Annotated in this window: 8 protein-coding genes; 5 read left to right on the forward strand and 3 right to left on the reverse strand. The window is 72.3% G+C overall.

Going from position 1 to position 19,216, the window contains the following annotated elements; translation table 11 throughout:
• Positions 1-403: 403 nt before the first annotated feature.
• The 5 genes from B207_RS41130 to hypE all read left to right on the forward strand — a co-directional run bounded on the left by B207_RS41130 (position 404) and on the right by hypE (position 8,011).
• Positions 404-871, forward strand: coding sequence for a LacI family DNA-binding transcriptional regulator (locus B207_RS41130; protein WP_268258192.1), 468 nt, complete (start codon positions 404-406; stop codon positions 869-871).
• Between the two features lie 568 nt (positions 872-1,439).
• Complete coding sequence (locus B207_RS0106585; RefSeq protein WP_154675180.1) at positions 1,440-2,747, forward strand: hypothetical protein; 1,308 nt, start codon at positions 1,440-1,442, stop codon at positions 2,745-2,747.
• Positions 2,748-2,835: 88 nt separating this feature from the next.
• Positions 2,836-5,733, forward strand: a complete 2,898-nt coding sequence (locus B207_RS32875; protein WP_018635734.1) for a carbamoyltransferase HypF — start codon at positions 2,836-2,838, stop codon at positions 5,731-5,733.
• Complete coding sequence (hypD, locus tag B207_RS0106595; protein ID WP_018635735.1) at positions 5,730-6,869, forward strand: hydrogenase formation protein HypD; 1,140 nt, start codon at positions 5,730-5,732, stop codon at positions 6,867-6,869. The genes B207_RS32875 and hypD overlap by 4 nt, the downstream gene beginning before the upstream one ends.
• 59 nt (positions 6,870-6,928) lie before the next feature.
• On the forward strand, positions 6,929-8,011 hold the full coding sequence (gene hypE, locus B207_RS0106600) for a hydrogenase expression/formation protein HypE (RefSeq protein ID WP_018635736.1): 1,083 nt from the start codon (positions 6,929-6,931) through the stop codon (positions 8,009-8,011).
• Between the two features lie 25 nt (positions 8,012-8,036).
• Here the strand turns inward: hypE and B207_RS0106605 are convergent, their stop codons facing one another.
• The 3 genes from B207_RS0106605 to B207_RS0106615 all read right to left on the reverse strand — a co-directional run bounded on the left by B207_RS0106605 (position 8,037) and on the right by B207_RS0106615 (position 18,830).
• Positions 8,037-9,128 (reverse strand): 3-oxoacyl-[acyl-carrier-protein] synthase III C-terminal domain-containing protein, encoded by a 1,092-nt coding sequence (locus tag B207_RS0106605; RefSeq protein WP_018635737.1) that lies wholly within the window; start codon positions 9,126-9,128, stop codon positions 8,037-8,039.
• Between the two features lie 427 nt (positions 9,129-9,555).
• Positions 9,556-10,938 (reverse strand): DUF2786 domain-containing protein, encoded by a 1,383-nt coding sequence (locus B207_RS0106610; protein ID WP_026310759.1) that lies wholly within the window; start codon positions 10,936-10,938, stop codon positions 9,556-9,558.
• A gap of 161 nt (positions 10,939-11,099) precedes the next feature.
• On the reverse strand, positions 11,100-18,830 hold the full coding sequence (locus B207_RS0106615) for a LamG-like jellyroll fold domain-containing protein (RefSeq protein ID WP_018635739.1): 7,731 nt from the start codon (positions 18,828-18,830) through the stop codon (positions 11,100-11,102).
• Positions 18,831-19,216 lie beyond the last annotated feature (386 nt).

Consider the following 19,216-nt stretch of genomic DNA (forward strand, 5'->3'; position numbering starts at 1 on the left):
AGGCGGGGTTTTCTCGGCCCACGATGCAGCCGTCGAACTGGAAGTTCTCCCCTGGCGGCAAGCCCCGAACGTCGAGCACCCTGCCGCAGGGTCGGGTTGGACGGTGCTTCGGCGGCGGTGCTGGCGGCATGGTGTAGATCGCGTGCAGTGCACGGTGCACTGGTCTGGCGGAAGCAGTGTTGTTGTGACTTCCTGGCCGCTGGAAGGTGCAGCAATAGTCCGTTGCGGTGGCCTCGTTAAAGGCTTGATCGGATAGGTTGCGCGGGCGGACGGAGTGATTCACGTTGGTGGTCCGTGCGGGTTTTCGAAAGGTGGAAAAATCTGCTGGCAGCCTTTGTCCGCGCGTTTCAATCAGCTTTTACCATTGGCCTCGGGCCGTGTTCGAAACTCTGATCTGTTGCCGGTGCGGTGCTGCCCGGAGGTCGGCCCCGTCTGCACCCCGTCCTGTCCTGGGCCGGTACCAGGGCGAGGGCGCCAGCGACCGTGTCGGCGCCGGTGTCTACGGCGCGGCGGTAACTGCCTCGGTGACGTCGCCGCGCACGCGGGTGTGTCCACGGCGACGGTCTCCCGGGTTCTCAACGGCGGGGCCGTCACCGCGCCGACGGCCGCCCGGGTGTGGGAGACGGTCACCCGGCTCGAATACACCCCCAACGCGCTCACGAGAGGCATCTTCGCAGGTCGTTCCCGCACGATCGGCGTTGTCATCCGTATGGGCCGCCAGGCGGCGGACCTCGTCGTCGAATCCCCGGGCGAGACGGTCACCGTGCTCGTCGAACCGTCGCTGGTCGCCCGCAGCTCCTGCGGTGAGGCTCAGGAATCCCGCGAGGTGCTCCGCGAGCGACGCCGGGCGGACGGCCGCCACGACCAGTGACCCGGCAGATCGACCGATGACATCCCGGCCCGCTGCCGACGGGACCACAGGCGCCAGGTGAACGGGCCCGCCTTCATGCTGACCGAGGACAGGCCCTGGGCGCCCATGTTGAACCGCAGCGGACCGGCCTTGGACCGGTTCGTGTAGCGCAGACCCATCGTTTCCTCCTGGTGGGCAGGGACCGTCGGATGCCGCGTGGCGTCGGATTCGCGTGGTGCGGCCGGCTGTGCCCCTTGTGTGCCCCGATCGGGCCCGTCAAACCTTTGTCCGTTGCCGCCGGGGTGACGGCGGTGACACATCCGCTGGCGCGTTGGTGGCAGCGTCTGCCCACTGTCGATCGGCGGCCGGCCCCCTGGCACATAGCGTTTCCTGCCGAAGGCTCCTGCGGCGGGCCCGCCGGACGCCGCGTCGGAGGCTGCCCGGGCACCCGGGAACGCTCCACCTGACGAAGGGGCTCGCCGGGTCGTGGGCAGGCGCCGCGCGGCCCTGTGACGCGAACACGTCCACGTTCCCTCCCGCCCAGCCGGTGCCCCCCGGGGCACCCGACCGAACACGACGGGTGACACAGATGGCCACAGACAACCCTGCCCCCGCCGAGACCGGCTCGGGCGCGCCGGATGCGAGGGATGCGAGGGATGCGACGGCGCCGGGCGCGCCGTGTGCGCGCCCACAGCCGGTCGGCGTGTTCCCGCTGCCCGCGGGCTTCCTGCTGGTACCCGGTGGGGAGGAGACGGCGACCGTCCGTCGTTCCCTCGCGGCGGGGATGCTCCCGACCGCGTGGCCACCGGAGCTGGCCGCGATCGAGCTCGCCTACCGGGGGGACGTCGCCGGCGCCGCCGAGCGCCTGCGGGGCGATGACGTGGTCACCCGCTACAACCGGTTCGTGCTGGACCCGGCGGGCACCCCGGCGCAGCAGCTCGTGGCGCTGCGCGCGGACCTCGGCGCGGAACTCGGCGTGCTGGTGGACGTCGTGCGTTTCGCCACCGGCGAGCGGCGCGAGCCGCCCGCCCCGGGCGACGCGACCGGGGAGATCGCGGCGCTGGTGTGCTCCGCGCAGGCCGCGCACGCGATGGCGGCCGGCCGCATCGGTGACGCCGGGCGGGCGCTCGCCCAGGGCATCGGCGCGGCAGCGGAGTCGGCCCCCGGCCTGGCCGCCCAGCTGATGGCGACCGCCGCCGGGCTGCGCCGCGATGTCGAGGGCCCCACCTTCGCGGTCGTCACCGACCTCACCACGGCGCTGGCCGCCCTCGCCTCCACCGACCTGGCCGCCGGACGGGCCGAGCTGCACCTCACCCTCGGCTCGGTGCATCACGAGCTCGCCGGCGACGACCTGGCCGGGCTGCGCACCGCCGCCGAGAACTACCTGGCGGCACTGCGCCTGATCACCATCGACACCGCGCCGGAGCTGTTCGCCTCCGCCCAGGTCAGTCTCGCCGCCGCCTACCTGGCGATGCCGATGAACTCCGCCTCCGACCAGCTGCGGATCGGCGTGGCCATGCAGGGCCTGCGCACCGCGCTCACCGTCTACACCCGCGAGACGCATCCGTCGGAGTGGTCCAGCACGCAGCTGAACCTGGCGAACGCGCTGGTCCACGCGCCGTCCGCGCACCGGCGGGACAACCTCGTGGAGGCCGCCGGCCGCTACCAGGAGATCATCGCGACCCGGGTGGGCCTGGACAGCCCGGTCAGCTACGCCCGGGTCCTGGCCAGCCAGGGCAACGCGCTCGCGCAGCTGGGTGCCCTGCCGCAGGCCGCCGCGGTGCTGCAGGAGGCCTGTTCGATCTTCGAGAACAGTGGGGACGACGACTCGGTGGCGGCCGTGCGCGCCGTGCTCGACGAGATCGCCCGCCACCGCGCGCTGACCGGCTCCACATGATGGGGCAGCCGGCGACCGCCGGCACCCGTCGGGCCGGGCGCGGGCGGCGCGCGTGACGTCCGGCAGCGCTCCCCGGGTCCGGCGGCAGGTGACGATCGAGGGTGTGGTGCAGGGCGTCGGATTCCGTCCGCATGTCTACCGGCTCGCCGCCGGGCTCGGCCTGACGGGGTTTGTCCGCAACGACGCCGGTTCCGTCGTCGCCGAGGTCGAGGGAACCGACCCGGACGTCGCCGAGTTCCTGCGGCTGCTCGCGGCGCCGGCGCCGCCGCTGGCGCGCGTCGAGCGGATCACGGTGACCGAGATGGCCTCCGCCGCACCGGCCCGCCGCAGCGCCCCGGCAGCCCCGGCAGCCCCGGCAGCCCCGGTGACCCCGGGGGTCCCGGTGGCTCCGGCAAGCCTGGCGGTCTCGGTGACGCCGGCGGCCTCGGCGCAGCGGGCGGCCGCAGCGGCACCGGCGGACACGACGGCGTTCCGCATCGTCGAGAGCGCGACCGGCCCACCGGCGGCGGGGCCGCGCACGATGGTCCCGCCCGATGTCGCGGTCTGCGCCGACTGCCGGCGGGAGCTGACCGACCCCGCCGACCGCCGCTACCGGCATCCGTTCATCACCTGCACGAACTGCGGCCCGCGTTTCACGATCATCGAGAGCCTGCCGTACGACCGCGCGGCGACCTCGATGGCCGGCTTCCCGATGTGCCCGCGGTGCGCCGACGAGTACACCGACCCGGCGGACCGCCGCTTCCACGCCGAGCCGATCTGCTGCCCGTCCTGCGGCCCGAGCCTGTGGTTCCACCCGGCCGCCGCCGACGGCGAGCCCGGCGAGCCCGGCGAGCCCGGCGCAGACGGCGCGGACGGCATGGGTGACATGGGCGGCGCGGTTGGCGCTGGCGGCACGGACGCCGCGCTCGCGGCGGCACAGCGGGCACTGGCCGCCGGCCAGATCGTCGCGATCAAGGGCATCGGCGGCTACCACCTGGCCTGCGACGCCGCCGACGACGCGGCGGTCGCGCTGCTGCGGGCCCGCAAGGGACGTCCCGACAGACCGCTCGCCGTGATGGTGCGGGACGTCGCGGCTGCCGCGCTGATCGCCGACCTGTCCACGCCCGAGCGGGACCTGCTCGCCTCCGCTGCCGCGCCGATCGTCCTGGCCCGGCGCCGCCGCGTCGGCGCGGCCCTGTCGGCGCTGGTGGCGCCGGGAAGTCCGCTCATCGGTCTCCTGCTCGCCTACACCCCGGTACATCACCTGCTGTTCACGCCGGTGCCGGGGCCCGGCATGCCGCAGCCGCCACGGGCGCTGGTGATGACCAGCGGCAACCGTTCCGGGGAGCCGATCTGCGTCGACGACGCCCAGGCGCGCACCCGGCTGGCCGGCATCGCCGACGCCTACCTGACCCATGACCGGCCGATCGTCGCCCCGTGCGACGACTCGGTGGAGCGCTGGGACGGCGAGCGGGTGCTGCCGCTGCGGCGCTCCCGGGGGTACGCGCCACAGGTGGTCGACCTCGGTCGCGCCGTCCGGCCGGTGCTCGCGGTGGGCGGCGACGGCAAGTCGACGATCTGCCTCACGACCGGACGCCACGCGATCGTCTCCCAGTATCTCGGTGACATCGCCGGGCTGGACGCGCTGCGGCTGTTCGAGCAGTCCTGCGCGCGGATGGCCCACCTGCACGGTGTCGCCCCGTCCCTGATCGCCGCCGACCGGCATCCCGGCTACCTGACCCGCGCCTGGGCGGCACGCCAGCCGGGCGGCGCCGCGGCGACCGCAACGCCCGCGGGCCCGGCGACGCCGGTGCCGACGCCGATGCCGATGCCGATCCGGGAGATCCAGCATCACCATGCGCACGTCGCCGCCCTGCTGGCCGAACACGGGCGCCTCGGCCCAGCCGGCCCAGCCGGCCCAGCCGGCCCAGCCGGCCCAGCGGGTCCCGCGAGCCCAGCCGCACCTGCCGGCACAGGTCGCGGGGTGGGGCCACCGGTGCTCGGGCTGGCGTTCGACGGGACGGGCTTCGGTCTCGACGGGACCATCTGGGGATGCGAGGGCCTCCTGGTCGGCCCGGACGTGACCCGAGCCGAGCGGTTCGCGTGGCTGCGTCCGGTCACGCTGCCTGGCGGCGACGCGGCGGCCCGCAACCCGTACCGCAGCGCGCTGGCCCATCTCGCCGCCGCCGGCCTGCCCTGGGCTGACGATCTGCCGCCGGTGGGCGCCTGTTCCCCGACCGAGCTGGACGTCCTGCGGGTGCTCGTGGAACGGAACCTCTCCAGCGTGCCCTGCGGCAGCATGGGACGTCTGTTCGACGCGGTGGCCTCCCTGCTCGGCGTGCGGCAGCGCAGCACCTTCGAAGCGCAGGCCGCCGTTGAGCTGGAAGCCCTCGCCGCGGACGTCCCCGCACCGGCCCCGGACAACGTGACCACCCTGCCCACCCTGCCCACGCCGGCCGTCCCACGGCTGGCCTTCGGAGTCGGCGCGGATGTCGGCGGGGAGGCCGGCGCCAGCGCCGGGGGTCGTGAGGCCTCCTTCGTGCTCGACGCGGCCCCGGTGATCACCGGCCTGGTCGCGGGCCTGCGCGCCGGAACGCCGGCGCGGCTGCTGGCTCGCGCCTTCCACCTGGCCGTCGCCGAGGCGGTGGTCGAGGTCGCGCGCGCGGCGCGTGACCGGCACGGCGTCGAGGTGGTCGGGCTGACCGGCGGGGTGTTCGCGAACGTCATCCTGCTGTGCGCCTGCCGCGACCGGCTGACCGCGGCCGGCTTCGAGGTGCTGGCCCACCGCGTCGTTCCGCCGGGCGACGGTGGGCTCGCGCTGGGCCAGGCGGCGATCGCCGCGCTGAGCCAACCGCCGCCCGACCTGGTGGGCGAACCGCCGCCCGACGGGCTGAGCCCACCGACACCGGCCGACGAAGAGCCCACGCAGAGAGGACCTGAGATCGTGTCCCTGGCGAGCCCTGGCCGCGTCACCACCGTCCGGGAGGACGCGGGTGGGGGCCGATGAGGTACCTGCGGGAGTTCCGTGATCCCGAGCTGGCGGCCCGGCTGGTGGACGCGATCGCCGCCGCCGCGACCCGCCGCTGGACGATCATGGAGGTCTGCGGTGGGCAGACCCATTCGATCATCCGGAACGGCATCGACCAGCTCCTCGCCGACCAGGTCGAGTTCGTGCACGGCCCCGGCTGCCCGGTGTGCGTGACGCCGCTGGAGACCATCGACCGGGCGCTGGAGATCGCGTCCCGGCCCGGGGTGATCCTCTGCTCCTTCGGGGACATGCTGCGCGTGCCCGGCAGCGCCACGGACCTGTTCACCGTCCGTGCGCGCGGCGGGGACGTCCGGGTGGTCTACTCGCCGCTGGACGCCGTGCGCATCGCCGCGGAGAACCCGCACTGCCAGGTCGTGTTCCTGGGCATCGGTTTCGAGACGACCGCCCCCGCCAACGCGATGGCCCTGGTGGCCGCCCGGGACCGCGGGCTGCGCAACTTCTCCATGCTCGTCAGCCACGTGCTGGTACCGCCCGCGATGGCCGCGGTGCTCACCGCCCCCGACAACCGGGTCAGCGCCTTCCTCGCGGCCGGGCACGTCTGCACGGTCATGGGCACCACACAGTACGAACCGCTGGTGGCGGCACACCGGGTGCCGATCGTCGTCACCGGTTTCGAGCCGCTGGACCTGCTGGACGGGGTGCGTGCCGCCGTCCTGCAGCTGGAGGACGGGCGGGCCGAGCTCGAGAACGCCTACCCGCGGGCCGTGCGCGCCGAGGGCAACCCGGTGGCGCGGCGCACCCTGGACAGCATCTTCACGGTGTGTGACCGGGCCTGGCGGGGCATCGGCGTGATCCCCGACTCGGGCTGGCGGCTCGCCGACGAGTACGCCCCGTTCGACGCCGCGATCCGCTTCGACGTCACCGGGCTCACCGCCGAGGAGTCACCGGAATGCCGCAGCGGGGACGTCCTGCGCGGGGTGATCAAGCCGCCGCAGTGCCCCGCCTTCGGCGGTCGGTGCACCCCGCGGACGCCGCTGGGCGCGACCATGGTCTCCACCGAGGGCGCCTGCGCGGCCTACTTCCAGTTCCGACGGCTGGCACCCGCCGGCACCGCCCCGGGGGCGGCCGGCCCTGGCGGAGGCGGCCGACCATGACCGAGGTTCACCTGACCGAGGTTCACCTTGACGGGGGTTCGCCATGACGGGGGTTCGCCATGCCTGAGACGGTCGACCCGACGCGCTGGGTGTGCCCGCGCCCGCTGCGGGACCACAGTGCGGTCATGCTGGGCCACGGCGGCGGCGGAGTGCTGTCCGGCGAGCTGGTCGAGCACCTGTTCCTCCCCGCGTTCGCCGCGGCGCCGGACGACGGCGCCCGGACGCCGGTCCCGGCGCTGGCGGACTCGGCGGTGCTGGAGGTGGGCGGGGTCCGGCTCGCGTTCTCCACCGACTCCTACGTGGTCCGCCCGTTGTTCTTTCCCGGTGGCAGCATCGGCGAGCTGGCGGTGCACGGGACCGTCAACGACCTTGCCTGCAGCGGTGCCGTCCCGGTGGCGCTGTCCGCCGGGTTCATCCTCGAGGAGGGCCTCGACCTCGAGGTGCTCGGCCGGGTCGCCGAGGCGATGGGACGGGCCGCGGCCCGCGCCGGCGTCCGGCTGGTCACCGGCGACACCAAGGTCGTCGAGCGGGGCCTCGCCGACGGGATCTACGTCAACACCAGCGGCATCGGGGTCGTCCCGCCCGGCGTCGACATCCGCCCCGAGCGGGCGCGGCCCGGTGACCGGGTCCTGGTGTCCGGGCCGATCGGGGAACACGGCGTGGCGGTGCTGAGCGTCCGGGAGAACCTGGAGTTCGGCGGGGACGTCCGCTCCGACACCGCGGCCCTGCACGGCCTGGTCGCCGCGATGCTGGCGGCGGCGCCCGGCGGGGTGCACGCGCTGCGCGACCCCACCCGGGGCGGCCTGGCGACCACCCTGTGCGAGATCGCCGCCGCGTCCGGCACCGGGGTCGAGTTCACCGAGAGCGCGGTGCCCGTCCCGCCGGTGGTGGAGGCGGCCTGCGCCTTCCTCGGCCTCGACCCGCTCCACGTCGCCAACGAGGGCAAGATCGTCGCCTTCGTCGCCCCGGAGGAGGCGGACGCGGCGCTGGCCGCGATGCGCGCGCATCCGGCCGGCGCGGAGGCGGCGATCATCGGCACGGTCACCGCGGATCACCCGGGCCTGGTCGTCGCCCGCACCGCCTTCGGGACCACCCGCGTCGTCGACCGCCCGCTCGGCGAACAACTGCCCCGCATCTGCTGATCAGGACAGGGCCGGGGCCGCCCGGTCAGCAGGCAGGTGCGGTGAGGGTGGCGCAGGACCAGGTGAAACCGGCGCCGGTGCTCAGGACCAGCGCTGTCTCGCCGGGAGCGAGGATCTTGTTATCGATCAGGTCCGCGATGCCGGTGGTGAGGTCGCCGGCGCCCAGGTGGCCGGTGGCGCGGCCGAAGTCGATCGGCTCGGCGCCGGTGACCTCCTCGACGACCGGGGCGAAGACGGACTCCAGCGGGGCCCGGTGCACCCGGGGGAGCACGACGCAGCGAGGCCGTTCGCCGTCACGGCTCAGCCCCGCCTCGTCCAGCGCCAGCGCCAGCAGGGCCCGGATCCCTTCCCGCTCGGCGACCCGGTAGCCGGAGCTGCCGTGCCGGCGCAGGTAGGCCTTCTTGGTACGCCGGACGTCCACCGCCGGCGCGGCCAGGCGCGCGGCGGGGGAGAAGTCGTCGGTGCCCCGGTGCATGCCCTCCAGGCTCGGCGCCGAGACGGAGCTGACCGCCACCAGCCGCAGCTCGCCCGCCACCCCGGCATCCGCCCCACCGACATCCGCTGCTCCCGCGGCGGACGGGCGGACGTCCACCACGTCGGTACCCGCCGGGGCGGTGGTCGCCCGGCTCACCAGGAGGGCGCTGGCCCCGTCGCCGTAGGCGACACCGAGATCACTGTTCCAGCGGTCGAAGCCCGGTGGGCAGAAGCGGTCCGCCGTGGTGACCAGCACCCGGCCGACGGCCGGATCGGCGAGCAGGTGCGCCGCCGCGGTCTGCAACGCCGCCGCCCCGCCGTTGCACATCTGCTGGATCCCGAACGGCTGCGCGTCCCGCGCCCCGAGCTGGTCGGCGAGGTAGTGCGCGGGGGACCAGAAGTCGTGGCCCTGGTAGTAGCTCCAGGCGTGCAGAACAAGGTCGAGGTCGGCTCCGCTCCAGCCGGCCCGCTCCAGTGCGGCGGTCGCGGCGAGCACCGCCATCTCCGGAGCCGACGGGCCGTCTGACACCGCCAGCGCGGTGTAGCCGGCATCCTCGGGGGCGACGCCGGCCTCGGCCGGGGCCTCGCGGCGCGGCGGGAGCCAGCCGGCGGCGGCACTGATGACGACGGTGTCTGTCCTCACGCGGACCGATCCCTCCAGGGTCGACTGGCACGGAGACAGGGCACAGCGAGATCCGGCACCGACATCCAGAGAATATGCGCATCTGGGTGGGACGTCCGGCGGAGGGCGGCGGATGCGATGTACATCGCGGGCGGCCCTGGCGAGAGCCAGGATGAGACACCGTGGAGACGCCCCCGGACGCCCACCTCGCCTGTTTTCCGCTGCTGACCTTTACGATCCGTGGCTGGGTCTGCTGATCATGGCTGTCTGGGCGGCAGCTGCGCTCCTCGGCGGCTGGCATGTGCTGCGCAGCCGTGACGCGTGACATCGGAGCGGAAGACGTGGCGCCGCCCGTGCTTCGAGCTGGCGGTCCTGGGGAGGCGAGGGCCGAGGCGAGTCGTACCCCGGGCTGGCAGTCGCCTCACCCTGAGTCACTTTCGACCCGGTACTAGCGACGGGCGGTCATCTCGTCCCGGACGTGCAGGGACGCAAGGTCGGCGGCGGTCCGGCCGAGGGCACTGCCTTCGCTGTCCGACGCGGTCACCGACTTCGTCACGACCTCCGGGAACATCTTCGTCGTCGTCCGCCGGACGGAGTCGTCCCGGGCGGCGAGCACCGGCAGCAGCCGGTCGTGGCCCGGTTCGGCGGCGGCCTGCGCGCCCACCTCCTCCGTCGTGGCCCTGAGGCGCTCGCCGATGCGGGTCGCGAACGAGGTGAGGAAGGACTGGCGGAACGCGCGGGTCCGGGACCGCCCCTGACGGTCCTGGCGGGAACCGGCCTGCATCATCGCCGTGGTCGCCTGCACGAGCAGGGAGGTGTAGAGCACCTCGACCGCGTCCAGGTCCGCCGGGTAGCCGATCACCGTCGAGAAGCCGAGGCTCTTCGCCCACACCGTGCGGCAGCGGTTCGCGTCGGCGATCACGTCCAGCAGGATCGCCTTCGCCGCCTCGTAGGGGTTGTCGATGCCGAGCCGGCGGCCGTCCGGTTCGGCGGCCTTGCCGGTGCTGCGCGCCGCCAGCAGCGCCTCGTCGATGCTGTGCCGGGCCATGAGCTGCTGGGCCTTGGCGGTCAGTGCCTCGGCCTCCTCGGTGAAGGTGGTCGACTCGGCCTTCGCCAGCAGCCCGCGGACCTTGTCGAGCATGCCGGTGCCGCCGCTGAGGACACCGGCGCCGGCGGTGCTGGCAGCGCCCGCGCCGGGCCGCGTGTGTCGGCGCGCCGTGCCCGGGGCGGGGCACAGCATCTGCACCGCGGGCAGGCCGTGCAGCAGGTGGAGAAGCTCCACGGCGTCGAAGAGCACCTCGACCTGCTCGATGCCTTCGCGGGTGCCCCGGGCCGCCAGCCATCCGCCGTCGTCGTTCCACCAGGCAGTCGCGTCGAGGACTCGCAGCTGCGCCTCCCACCGCTCGTCGACGGTGGCGGCGGCGTAGCGGCGCATCTGCGCGGCGATCGCGTCGAGAGCCAGCCGTGCCACCCGTGGGCCCGCCTGCCGGCCGGCGACCCGATGCACATCCGCCGGCTGCCAGCCGCCTCGCCAGCAGAGCTCGATGATCCGGTCGAGCCAGGCCAGCAGACAGCGGTTGACGATCTCGGGGCCGGCCGGCCCGCCCGACACCGCGGCCAGCGCCGCCACGTGGCGCGCCAGCGCGGACTCGTCACCGCCGCGACGGGCCTGCAACGCGGCGGTGAGCTGGAGCTCGGCAGACGCCCAGGTGAGCTCCCGAAGGTCGGGTTCCTCGCCGAACCCGTTCGCCGGACCGGCCGCCCACGAACGGTTGCGTTCGGCGCGCGCCTTCTGCTTGGCCCTCCGCTTCTCGCGGTTCCTGGTACTCATGATCACCTCGTCTGATGCGGCCGGCTCCCCGATGTCGATTGTGCAGCCCGCGGCGGACAGCCCGGCCACCCGCCGGAGACGAGAACCACACGAGGCCACCGGGCGGTCTCCCGGTTCCCTCCGAACGCACCGTTCCCCGAGGCCGCCCGCCGGGTCGTCGGTCACGAGTCGTCCGATACCCCGAAGTAACGGGCGAACAGCTCCGTGATCGCCTTCGTGTGGGGAACGAGTTCGGGCAGATGGAGCCGGACGGCCTCGGCGGTGGCGGCCTGCAGCTCGTCCCAGTCGGCGGTGGCGTCCCGCACGTAGGGGGTCAGGCGTGCGATCAGCTCGGCGTCGCTGGCGAAGTCCGCCTTGCGCATCGCCTTCTCCAGCGGGGGCGCGGACGCGGGCGGGACGGCGGGCAGTACCCGGCTGACGTAGGTGACGCGATGCATGACCCGCCAGCACGGCGGCTTCTTGGTGGACTGGCGAGCCTGCCGCAGCGCGACGGCGTTCGGGTCGGTGCTCTCCCTGATCCAGGTCGGGTCCACGACCTTGCCGTAGAAGTCCTCGAAGTTCGCGCTGTCGGAGTCGAGGTAGAAGGTCATGAACCGGTAGGCGTCGACCTTGCCTTCCTGCCTCTTTCCGGCTCCCGTCGCGTCGGTCACCCGGTTGCCGTCCTTGGTGACCTTCCAGAGGGCGGCGTTGTAGCCGTAGGTGACGTTCAACGAGAAGGTCTTCGTCGACGTCTTCGTCGCCGTCCGGGTGGAGGTGTAGCCCATGCTGCCGGTCAGGTTCAGCCCCAGGTCCGCGGAGATGATTACTTCCGCGCCGACCTCCAGGCCGATCTTCTCGGTCCGGGTGGCCGTGAATGTTCCGCTGGTCGTCTCGCTGACGGCGTCGGTGGTCTCGGTGGTCTCGGTCAGGAACCCGCCGTCGGCGCTCCAGATGTAGGTGTTGACCAGGTCGCGCCGTGAGAACCCGTCCACCAGGCGGGTGTCATCGGGGAGCGTGATGTCGTCCAGGTGCGGGTTGAGGACGCTCAGCACCCCTGCGCCGGCCCCGGCGGCGATGCCGAGGAAGGGGCCGACGAACGGGATCGCGGCGGCACCCAGCGTCAGGCCCGCCTCGATGCCGAACTGCTTCATCGTGGCGCCGAGCCCTTCCCCGAAGGAGCGCAGGATGTCCGGCGGCTGCGTCGACAGCGACTGATAGTAGCTCCGAAGGCGCTGCCGGTTGTGTTCGATACGGCGTTTCAGCGCGTAGGCCTCGTCGGGCTTGAAGTAGCTGTACTCGCCGCGTCCTGCGGCCTGGGGGTAGTCCGGGTCGAGGACCTTCCCCTTGTCGCTGAACCCGACCGTGCCGTCCAGGGTGCCCTGCTTCGTGTAGCGCGGGTTGATCGGGAACTGGATGAGGTTCCAGTCCTCGGGCACGTCCGGGCTCGGCATCATGTGGTAGGCGACGAGTGCCTTGTTGTGCGTGAGGCGTAGCGCGTAGATGTCAGCCGTGGACGATCGGACCAGGGCGAACCCGACGTTCGACGGCATCCAGCGGCGCCCGATCGTCGTGTTCAGAAGCCTGTCGGGGTCCTCCCACCCGCCGCGCAGTCCGACCGTCGTGTCGCGGCCGACCTTCTCACCCTTCTCGACCGAGCTCTCGTTGGTCGACGCGTTCCCGAACTCGTACTGACTCTCACGGTTGAGCGTCGCGGAGAGCTGGACGGGAATGGACACACCCAGGCCGAGGGGAGCCAGAATGTTCTCGATCTCACCCTCGACACCGAGACTGCGGGAGAGGCCGAAACCCAGGTTGCGGCTCCGCTCGGTGCTGGAGGACTGCGTGTGGACGACCTCTTCGGCCCGCGCGACCTCGACCTTGGTGGCGTCGTCGAAGGTTCCGGAGCCGAAGACACCGCTGGTGCTTGTCAGGTTCTCCGAGGGGATCGGCGGGGCACCCTCGACGTAGCCGACGATCTGCGGGTCGAACTGCGCCTGGCTCACCCACTCGCTGTACAGGTTCCCGACCTTGTAACCGGTGACCAGATGCCAGCGTCCGTCGCGCGGGTAGCTGTAGCAGCGTTTCATCACCCCGCTGATCAGCCCGCGCGCGTCGACCTGGGTGTCGGCGTACTCGGCGACGGCGGGCGGCCCGTCGATGTGCTCGTGGAACTGGTTGCGCACACCCGTGAGGGCCGAGCGGACCTGGGCGGTGTCCGTGGACACCGGGGCGGTCGAGAGCACCGAGGTCGGCCGCGGGCCGCCCGTGGGCAACGTGAGGTGGCAGCCACGCAGGCCGCTGTCGCGGACCTCGGTCGCCGTCGCCACGGTGGAGTCCGCGTCGAAGGAGTAGCAGGCGACGAGGCTCTCCCGCTCGCCCTTCAGCCGGCCGAACATGTTGTCCAGGATCTGTTCCCGGGTGCGCGCGGTCCGCCAGATCCGCAGCTCCTCCAGCGTCCCGTCGAAGGCGTTCCGGAGCGCTCCCCCGACCATCCGCCCGCCGACGGTGAGCTGCCGCTCGCCATAGCCGTCCGTGCGCAGCGCGTCGGTCTGGGACACGGTGTCGGTCTTGAGCGCCGTGCCGTTGCGGTAGACGGTCAGACGGGCGCCGTCGGGGTCGGGGCTCGTGACCCAGGTCATGTCGTGCAGCTGCGCCCGGTACAACCCGCCGGCATCTGTGGTGACCGTTCCGGCGTTCTCCGCGAACCGCCAGTGGGCGACCAGGCCGCGGTCCGACGCCGTGACCGGTCCGCACATCCTCGCCGGATCGCGGGCCACGTTCCACAGCCGTACCTCCGCGAGCGTGCCCCGCATCGGGTAGGTCAGCGAACCGTCGCGTACCCGCCCGATCTCGACGGGGGCCGCGTTGCCGCCGACTTCCACCGTGTCGGCGCGAGATCTGCCGACCTGACTGCCGTCGACGTAGAACACGATCTCGTAGTAACCGGCGGTCGGAACGGAGTTGACGACGTTGACCGTCGTCCCGCCGACCGTGCGGGTCTCGTTCCGCTGCTCTGTTCCGTTGACGAGTCGACGGGAGACGGCGATCCGGTGGAAGGTGCCCGCCTTGATCGCGGCGTTCGACGCGATGCTCTTCCGGGTCCCGTCGGCGGTCTCGAAGCTGAGGACGAGCGTTCCCTGGGGCAGGACCACCAGGTGGTAGGGCACGGCTCCGCCCGCGCCGTCGCCAGGCGTGCCGCGGGAGATCAGGCCTTGGACGTCGGTGAGCGAGTCGAGCCGGAGGAACATCTCGATGGTGAGGTCACCGGTGAGGTTGAGGCCGTTGTCGGTGCCCGCGTCGAGATGGCCTCGACCCGCCGTGTGCACCGCCCACGACTGTTCGAACGAGGCGGCGAGATGGTTCCACTCGCCGCAGGGCAGTACTCCCTGCGTCCGCACGAGGCGGTCGCCGAACCCGGCGAAGAACCGGAACTCGCTGATCGGTGACTCGGTCGCCGGGACCTGGCCACTGAGGGACCCGTTCGATCCCTTCCTGGTGAGTTCCGGCAAGGCACCTTCCGTGTACTTCCAGTAACGCAGCAGCCAGGGCTCGCGACCGGAGAGCCGCCGCCGCCGGTCCAGCATCACCTCGTCCTGGGAGCGGACGCGGTTCCAGATCCGCACCTCGTCCACACCGATCCTGCTGTACGTCTGCAGATGCACCGCATAGCCGAGGAGGAGAAAGCCGGGCTCCAGATCCGGGGTGGAGGCACGGCCGCTGGCGACGAGGAACCCGTCACGGTAGATGTTGCGCTCCGCGGTGGCCCGGTCGTAGGTGACGGCCCAGTGATGCCAGCTCAGGTCCGGGTAGGCGGACGCGGTGGTCAGCGCGTCGGCGCCGAACGCGAACGAGAACCGTGCGTCCCCAAGCCATCCGATGACCATCATGTCGCGGCGGGTGGAGGTCAGCTGCACCATCACCGGGTCGACGCGGACGCCCGTCTCCTGCCGCTTCGCCCAGAACTCGATGGTGAAGTCGGTGGCCCCGAGGTCGACGCTGGACAGGTTCGCGAGGGCGTTGCCACCGAAGGCCAGTGCGTCCGAGCGTGGGGCCGGCTCAAGGCCCAGCGTGAACCTGGTGTCACCGGCGGACGCGGTCGCGGTCGCGGCCGCGGACGCGGGGATGCTGGCGGTGATCAGACGGCTGTTGGCGGGCGCCTCGTCGGGGTTCACCCACGCCTCGACCGTGATGTCACCCGGGGCCGCGGCGTCGCCGAGTCTCGTGCTGTCGAGCGACAGGTACTGACTGTCGCGGGCGGCGAAACCCAGCGCCCGGCCAGGTGACTCGCCCCGCCACCGACAGCCGTGACCCTTCTGGAGGTCGGTGGCAGTGCCATTGCCGACCTCGCCGTCGGTTCCGTCCGTCACCGTCTGGACGATCTGCGAGCCTTTCGTGACGGAGACGCCGGGCCGGGTCGCGGAGGCGAGGCTGTAGTCGTACAACACCTCGTTCACCTCCTCGTCGACGGTGACCAGGTTCTCCGCGGGCGACGTGAGCGTCAGCGTCGCCGATCCCGACGGTGTCTCGGTGTCGGTCAGGAAGACGGCCGAGCCGACGGTCAGGCAGGCGCCGGCCGGAACGGTCCTGGGCGTCTCCTCGGCGAGCGTGATCACCTTGCCCGTGGCCGCGGAGACCTTCCCGACCTGGCTGGACGCCGCCTTGGACGTGCCGTTGAGGACAGTCGCGAAGTCCTTGAAGGCGCGGGGCACGGCCTTGAACGTCTCGGTGTGGGACCCCCGTCTGATCTCCACTGTGCAGCGGGTCGGCACCTGGCCGTGGTCACTGATCGTGATCTTGACGTCGTCGAGGTCGGTGAGCGGGTCGCGGCCGCGGAACTGGATCAGGCTGGTGCCGGCCGCGAGCTGCTTGACGGAGCGCAGCACGTCGGTGTCGTAGTAGGTGGCGAAGAACTGCCCGTCGCCACCGCGGAAGTACAGGGTCAGGTCGCCGGTGGCGCTGTCGAACAGGAACGGGGTGTGCGCCGACCACGCGAACGCCAGCAGCCCGCCGGCAACGCTGAGCCCGGTTCGGTCGGTGTGGAGATGACGCATGGGCAGCGTCACGTCGTCGCTGCCCCGCAGGCCCCCGGTGAGCCGCGCCAGCTCGTTCCTGGTGTCGCTCAGCCTGGCCTCGGCGGCGGCGAGTTCGGCCCGCTTCGCCGCGAGCTGCGGCTGGATGTCGTGGAGCCGGGCGAGCTCCTTCGCGAGGTCGTCGAGCCTGCGCCGCGCGCTGTCCAACTCGGCCTGCTCGGCCTGCTGCGCACTTTCCCTGCGTGCGCGCTCGCTCTCCGTGACGGCACTCACGTAATGCAGCCGGAAGACCGTCGAGCCCTCGGCGACCGCCTCACCCGGCCGGACGGTTCGATAGACACCCTGATACTCCCGGTAATCGGGAAGATGGATCTTGATCAGGGCGACCCGGTTGCCGTTCCACAGCGAGACGAGCGAGAAGTCGGTGGAGCTGCCCGGCAGGAACTCCAGCACGAACTCCTCGTACGGGGTGGCGGGCGAGCCCGGCGTGTAGTGGATGCTCGGTTCGACCAGGTCCGCGGCGGCGGGGTCCCCGACCTTGTCGCGCGGCGCGAGGACGGAGTCCGTCACCCGCAGCGGCCAGCCACGCTCAACGTTGTAGATGAGGTGGACGTCCCGCCCGTCGGCACTCTTCCGGCCGGTCCTGACGAGCTGCCAGACCGCCCCGTGCCTGCCCGTCGACACACTGCTGGCCGAAATGAGCCGGACATCTCGCGCACCGACCCGCATCGAGTCCAGCATCACCTTCAGGAAGCTGCTGTTCAGGCTCTGGATGACATAGCAGTCGGGGGGCATGGGTCTGGTCCCGCGCGCCGCCAGCCGGGCGACCTCGGCCTCGGCCGCCTTCCGGTCCGTCTCCACGGCAGGTATCCGCTGGGTCTCGGTGGCGGCCGTCCGGACGAACTCCCGGTCCTTCGCGATCGCGTCGAGCAGCTCCTCGATCACCTCCTCCAGCTCGGAGACCTTGCTGACATCCGCGGTGGGGTCGGGCTTGCCGACGACCGGCAGTGTGAGCTGGTCGGGCACCTGGGCGAGGCGGCCGTCGCGGCCCACCGCGAAGTCGAGGGCAGCCAGGTAGGCGCGGCCTGTGGTGGTGCCGTCGGGGGCCGGCCCGGTGGTGGGGGCGGCGAGCAGAACCCGGGCCTGTCGCTTCGCCGGAGCCCGCTGCCCGCTGCCTGGCAGGGCGGTGTCCTCCTGCTGGAAGTAGAGGCTCGCGGCGAGGCCCGCGACGGGAGTCCGGCCGGTGAAGGCGAAGCTGTCGCGGCGGACACCGGGATGGTCACCGACCGGCGCTTCGGACGTCACCCAGGCGGCGGAGCCCTTGAGATCGCCGTTCCGGGGGTTGTCGGTCTGGTCGTGCAGGGTCGTGCCGGCGCCCTCGTCGCAGCGGTAGTAGGCGACCAGGCCGGGTTCGTTGCCGATGAGGCGGTGGCGGGCGTCCTCGGCGATCTCGCCCGCGGCGCGGGCCCGGTCCCAGACCCGGATCTCGTCGATGTCACCGGTGAAGAAGTCCCCGGGTGTGCCGGCGACGTCCCGCGCGCCGATCAGCAGCGGCCCGGTCGACGCCGAGCCCGCGAGCGTGCCCGCGGCGGCCGGGATCCCGTCGCGGTAGAGCGTGACATCGTCACCGCTGACGATCACCGCGACATGGGTGTAGGTGTCCAGGGCGACGGACGGCGTCGCGGTGACGGTGTCCGTCGCCGAGCCGCGCCGCAGGGTCAGTCCTCCGGCGTTGTCGAGACCGAGGTCGAATGGCCCGCAGCCGCCATCCAGCTGGGACAGGACGCAGCCGCCGTACGCGGTCGGCCTGATCCACGCCTCCAGGGTGAACGCGTCGCCGTCCAGACCGAGATCGTCCGCGGCGAGCACGCTCGCGTGGGCGTCCGTGCCGTCGAAGCGCACCGCGGTCTCCCCGAAGCCGGTGGAGTGCACGGGGACCAGGGCTTCCTTCGTGAACGGGCAGACGCCCGGTTCGCGCTCGAGCACGTCATGGGTGTAGGCGGGGTCGGGACTGGTGTAGTAGCGGGTGCCGCGGGTGTTGAACAGCCCGTCAGGCGCCTGTTCGATGTTGAGGCTGTCGACGCGGTCGGTGTGCGCGTTGCGGGCGAAGATCTGCCAGCGGCGGGTGTCGTGGACCTGGGTGGGGAGCAGCAGGACCGTGAAGGCGCCGTCGACCAGCCCGCCGACGAAGGTCAGCTCGTGCGTCGGCTCGAGGAACGGGCGGTTGTCCATGTCGGTGGTGCCCGGCGAGTCCTTCGCCGACTCCGGGCGGGTGGCGTGGCGGCTGCGCCGGTAGCGCACCTGGGTGACCGGCTTCAGCTCGGTGCCGACCAGCAGGAACCGGTCGCACAGCAGGGTCGAGTCCACGATGGCGACCCGCTCGCCCGCGGTGTCCTTCACATACGCGCGGCCGGGGGCTGCGGACGCCGAACCGTCGGCGACCTTGTAGAGGGCCTGCGGGTCGGTGGCGGCGATGGCCTGGCGGAACACCAGCACGTACGAGCTGTCCGAGACCACCTGGAACGCGGCCTTGGCGGACAGGCGCGCGGTCGTCGACAGGAACGGGTCGATCTCGTCCGGCCTGAGCGTCTCGGTCGCGCCGGCCTCGACCCCGCCGCGCCTCACCTTCGGCAGCGAGGTGGTACCGGCGATCGCGCGTCCCACCTCCGCGATCTCCGTGGGGAACGGCAGCGGAAGCGGGTTCGCGCTCCACGCCGCCGTGTCGAGACCGTTGCCCGCGCCCGGTGCCGGGTTCAGTACCGTGTAGTGGATCCGCCGGTCGCGGTCCATCGCGAAGCCCAGCAGCACTCCCTGATGCCGCGCCAGCGTGGTGTGGACATAGTTCCGGTCACTGTAGATCTTGGTCAGGTCCGAACTGGCCACGTGCTGATCCTTTCACCCGAAACTGGCCATGCTGAATAGCCGGTCCACGCCACGGCCTGCGTAACCGAAAAACGGGCGGCGGTTGACTCTTCACCAACAGCGGCAGCGGAGCCGAACAGTCGGGAATTCGAGCTCCGTGGTCTGGTGCGGGCGCAGAAGAACGACCGCTCCGGCGAGATGGCGTGACGGTCGTGAAATACCGGCGCGGGTGGTCGTGGTGTCCACCGCGGGTCGCGTGTACGCTTCGATTCCTGGCAGCCCGGATCTGGGATAGCCAGGGACAGCTTTGGTCAGCGCCGGTTGTCGCCGCCTACTGTCCGGATATCTCGATGCTCAGGTTCCCCCCCTTGTGGGCATCGGGATCACACTTCGCTCACGGCACATCA

Origin of the sequence: Parafrankia elaeagni (genome assembly GCF_000374165.1) — a bacterium.
Taxonomy (GTDB): domain Bacteria; phylum Actinomycetota; class Actinomycetes; order Frankiales; family Frankiaceae; genus Parafrankia; species Parafrankia elaeagni.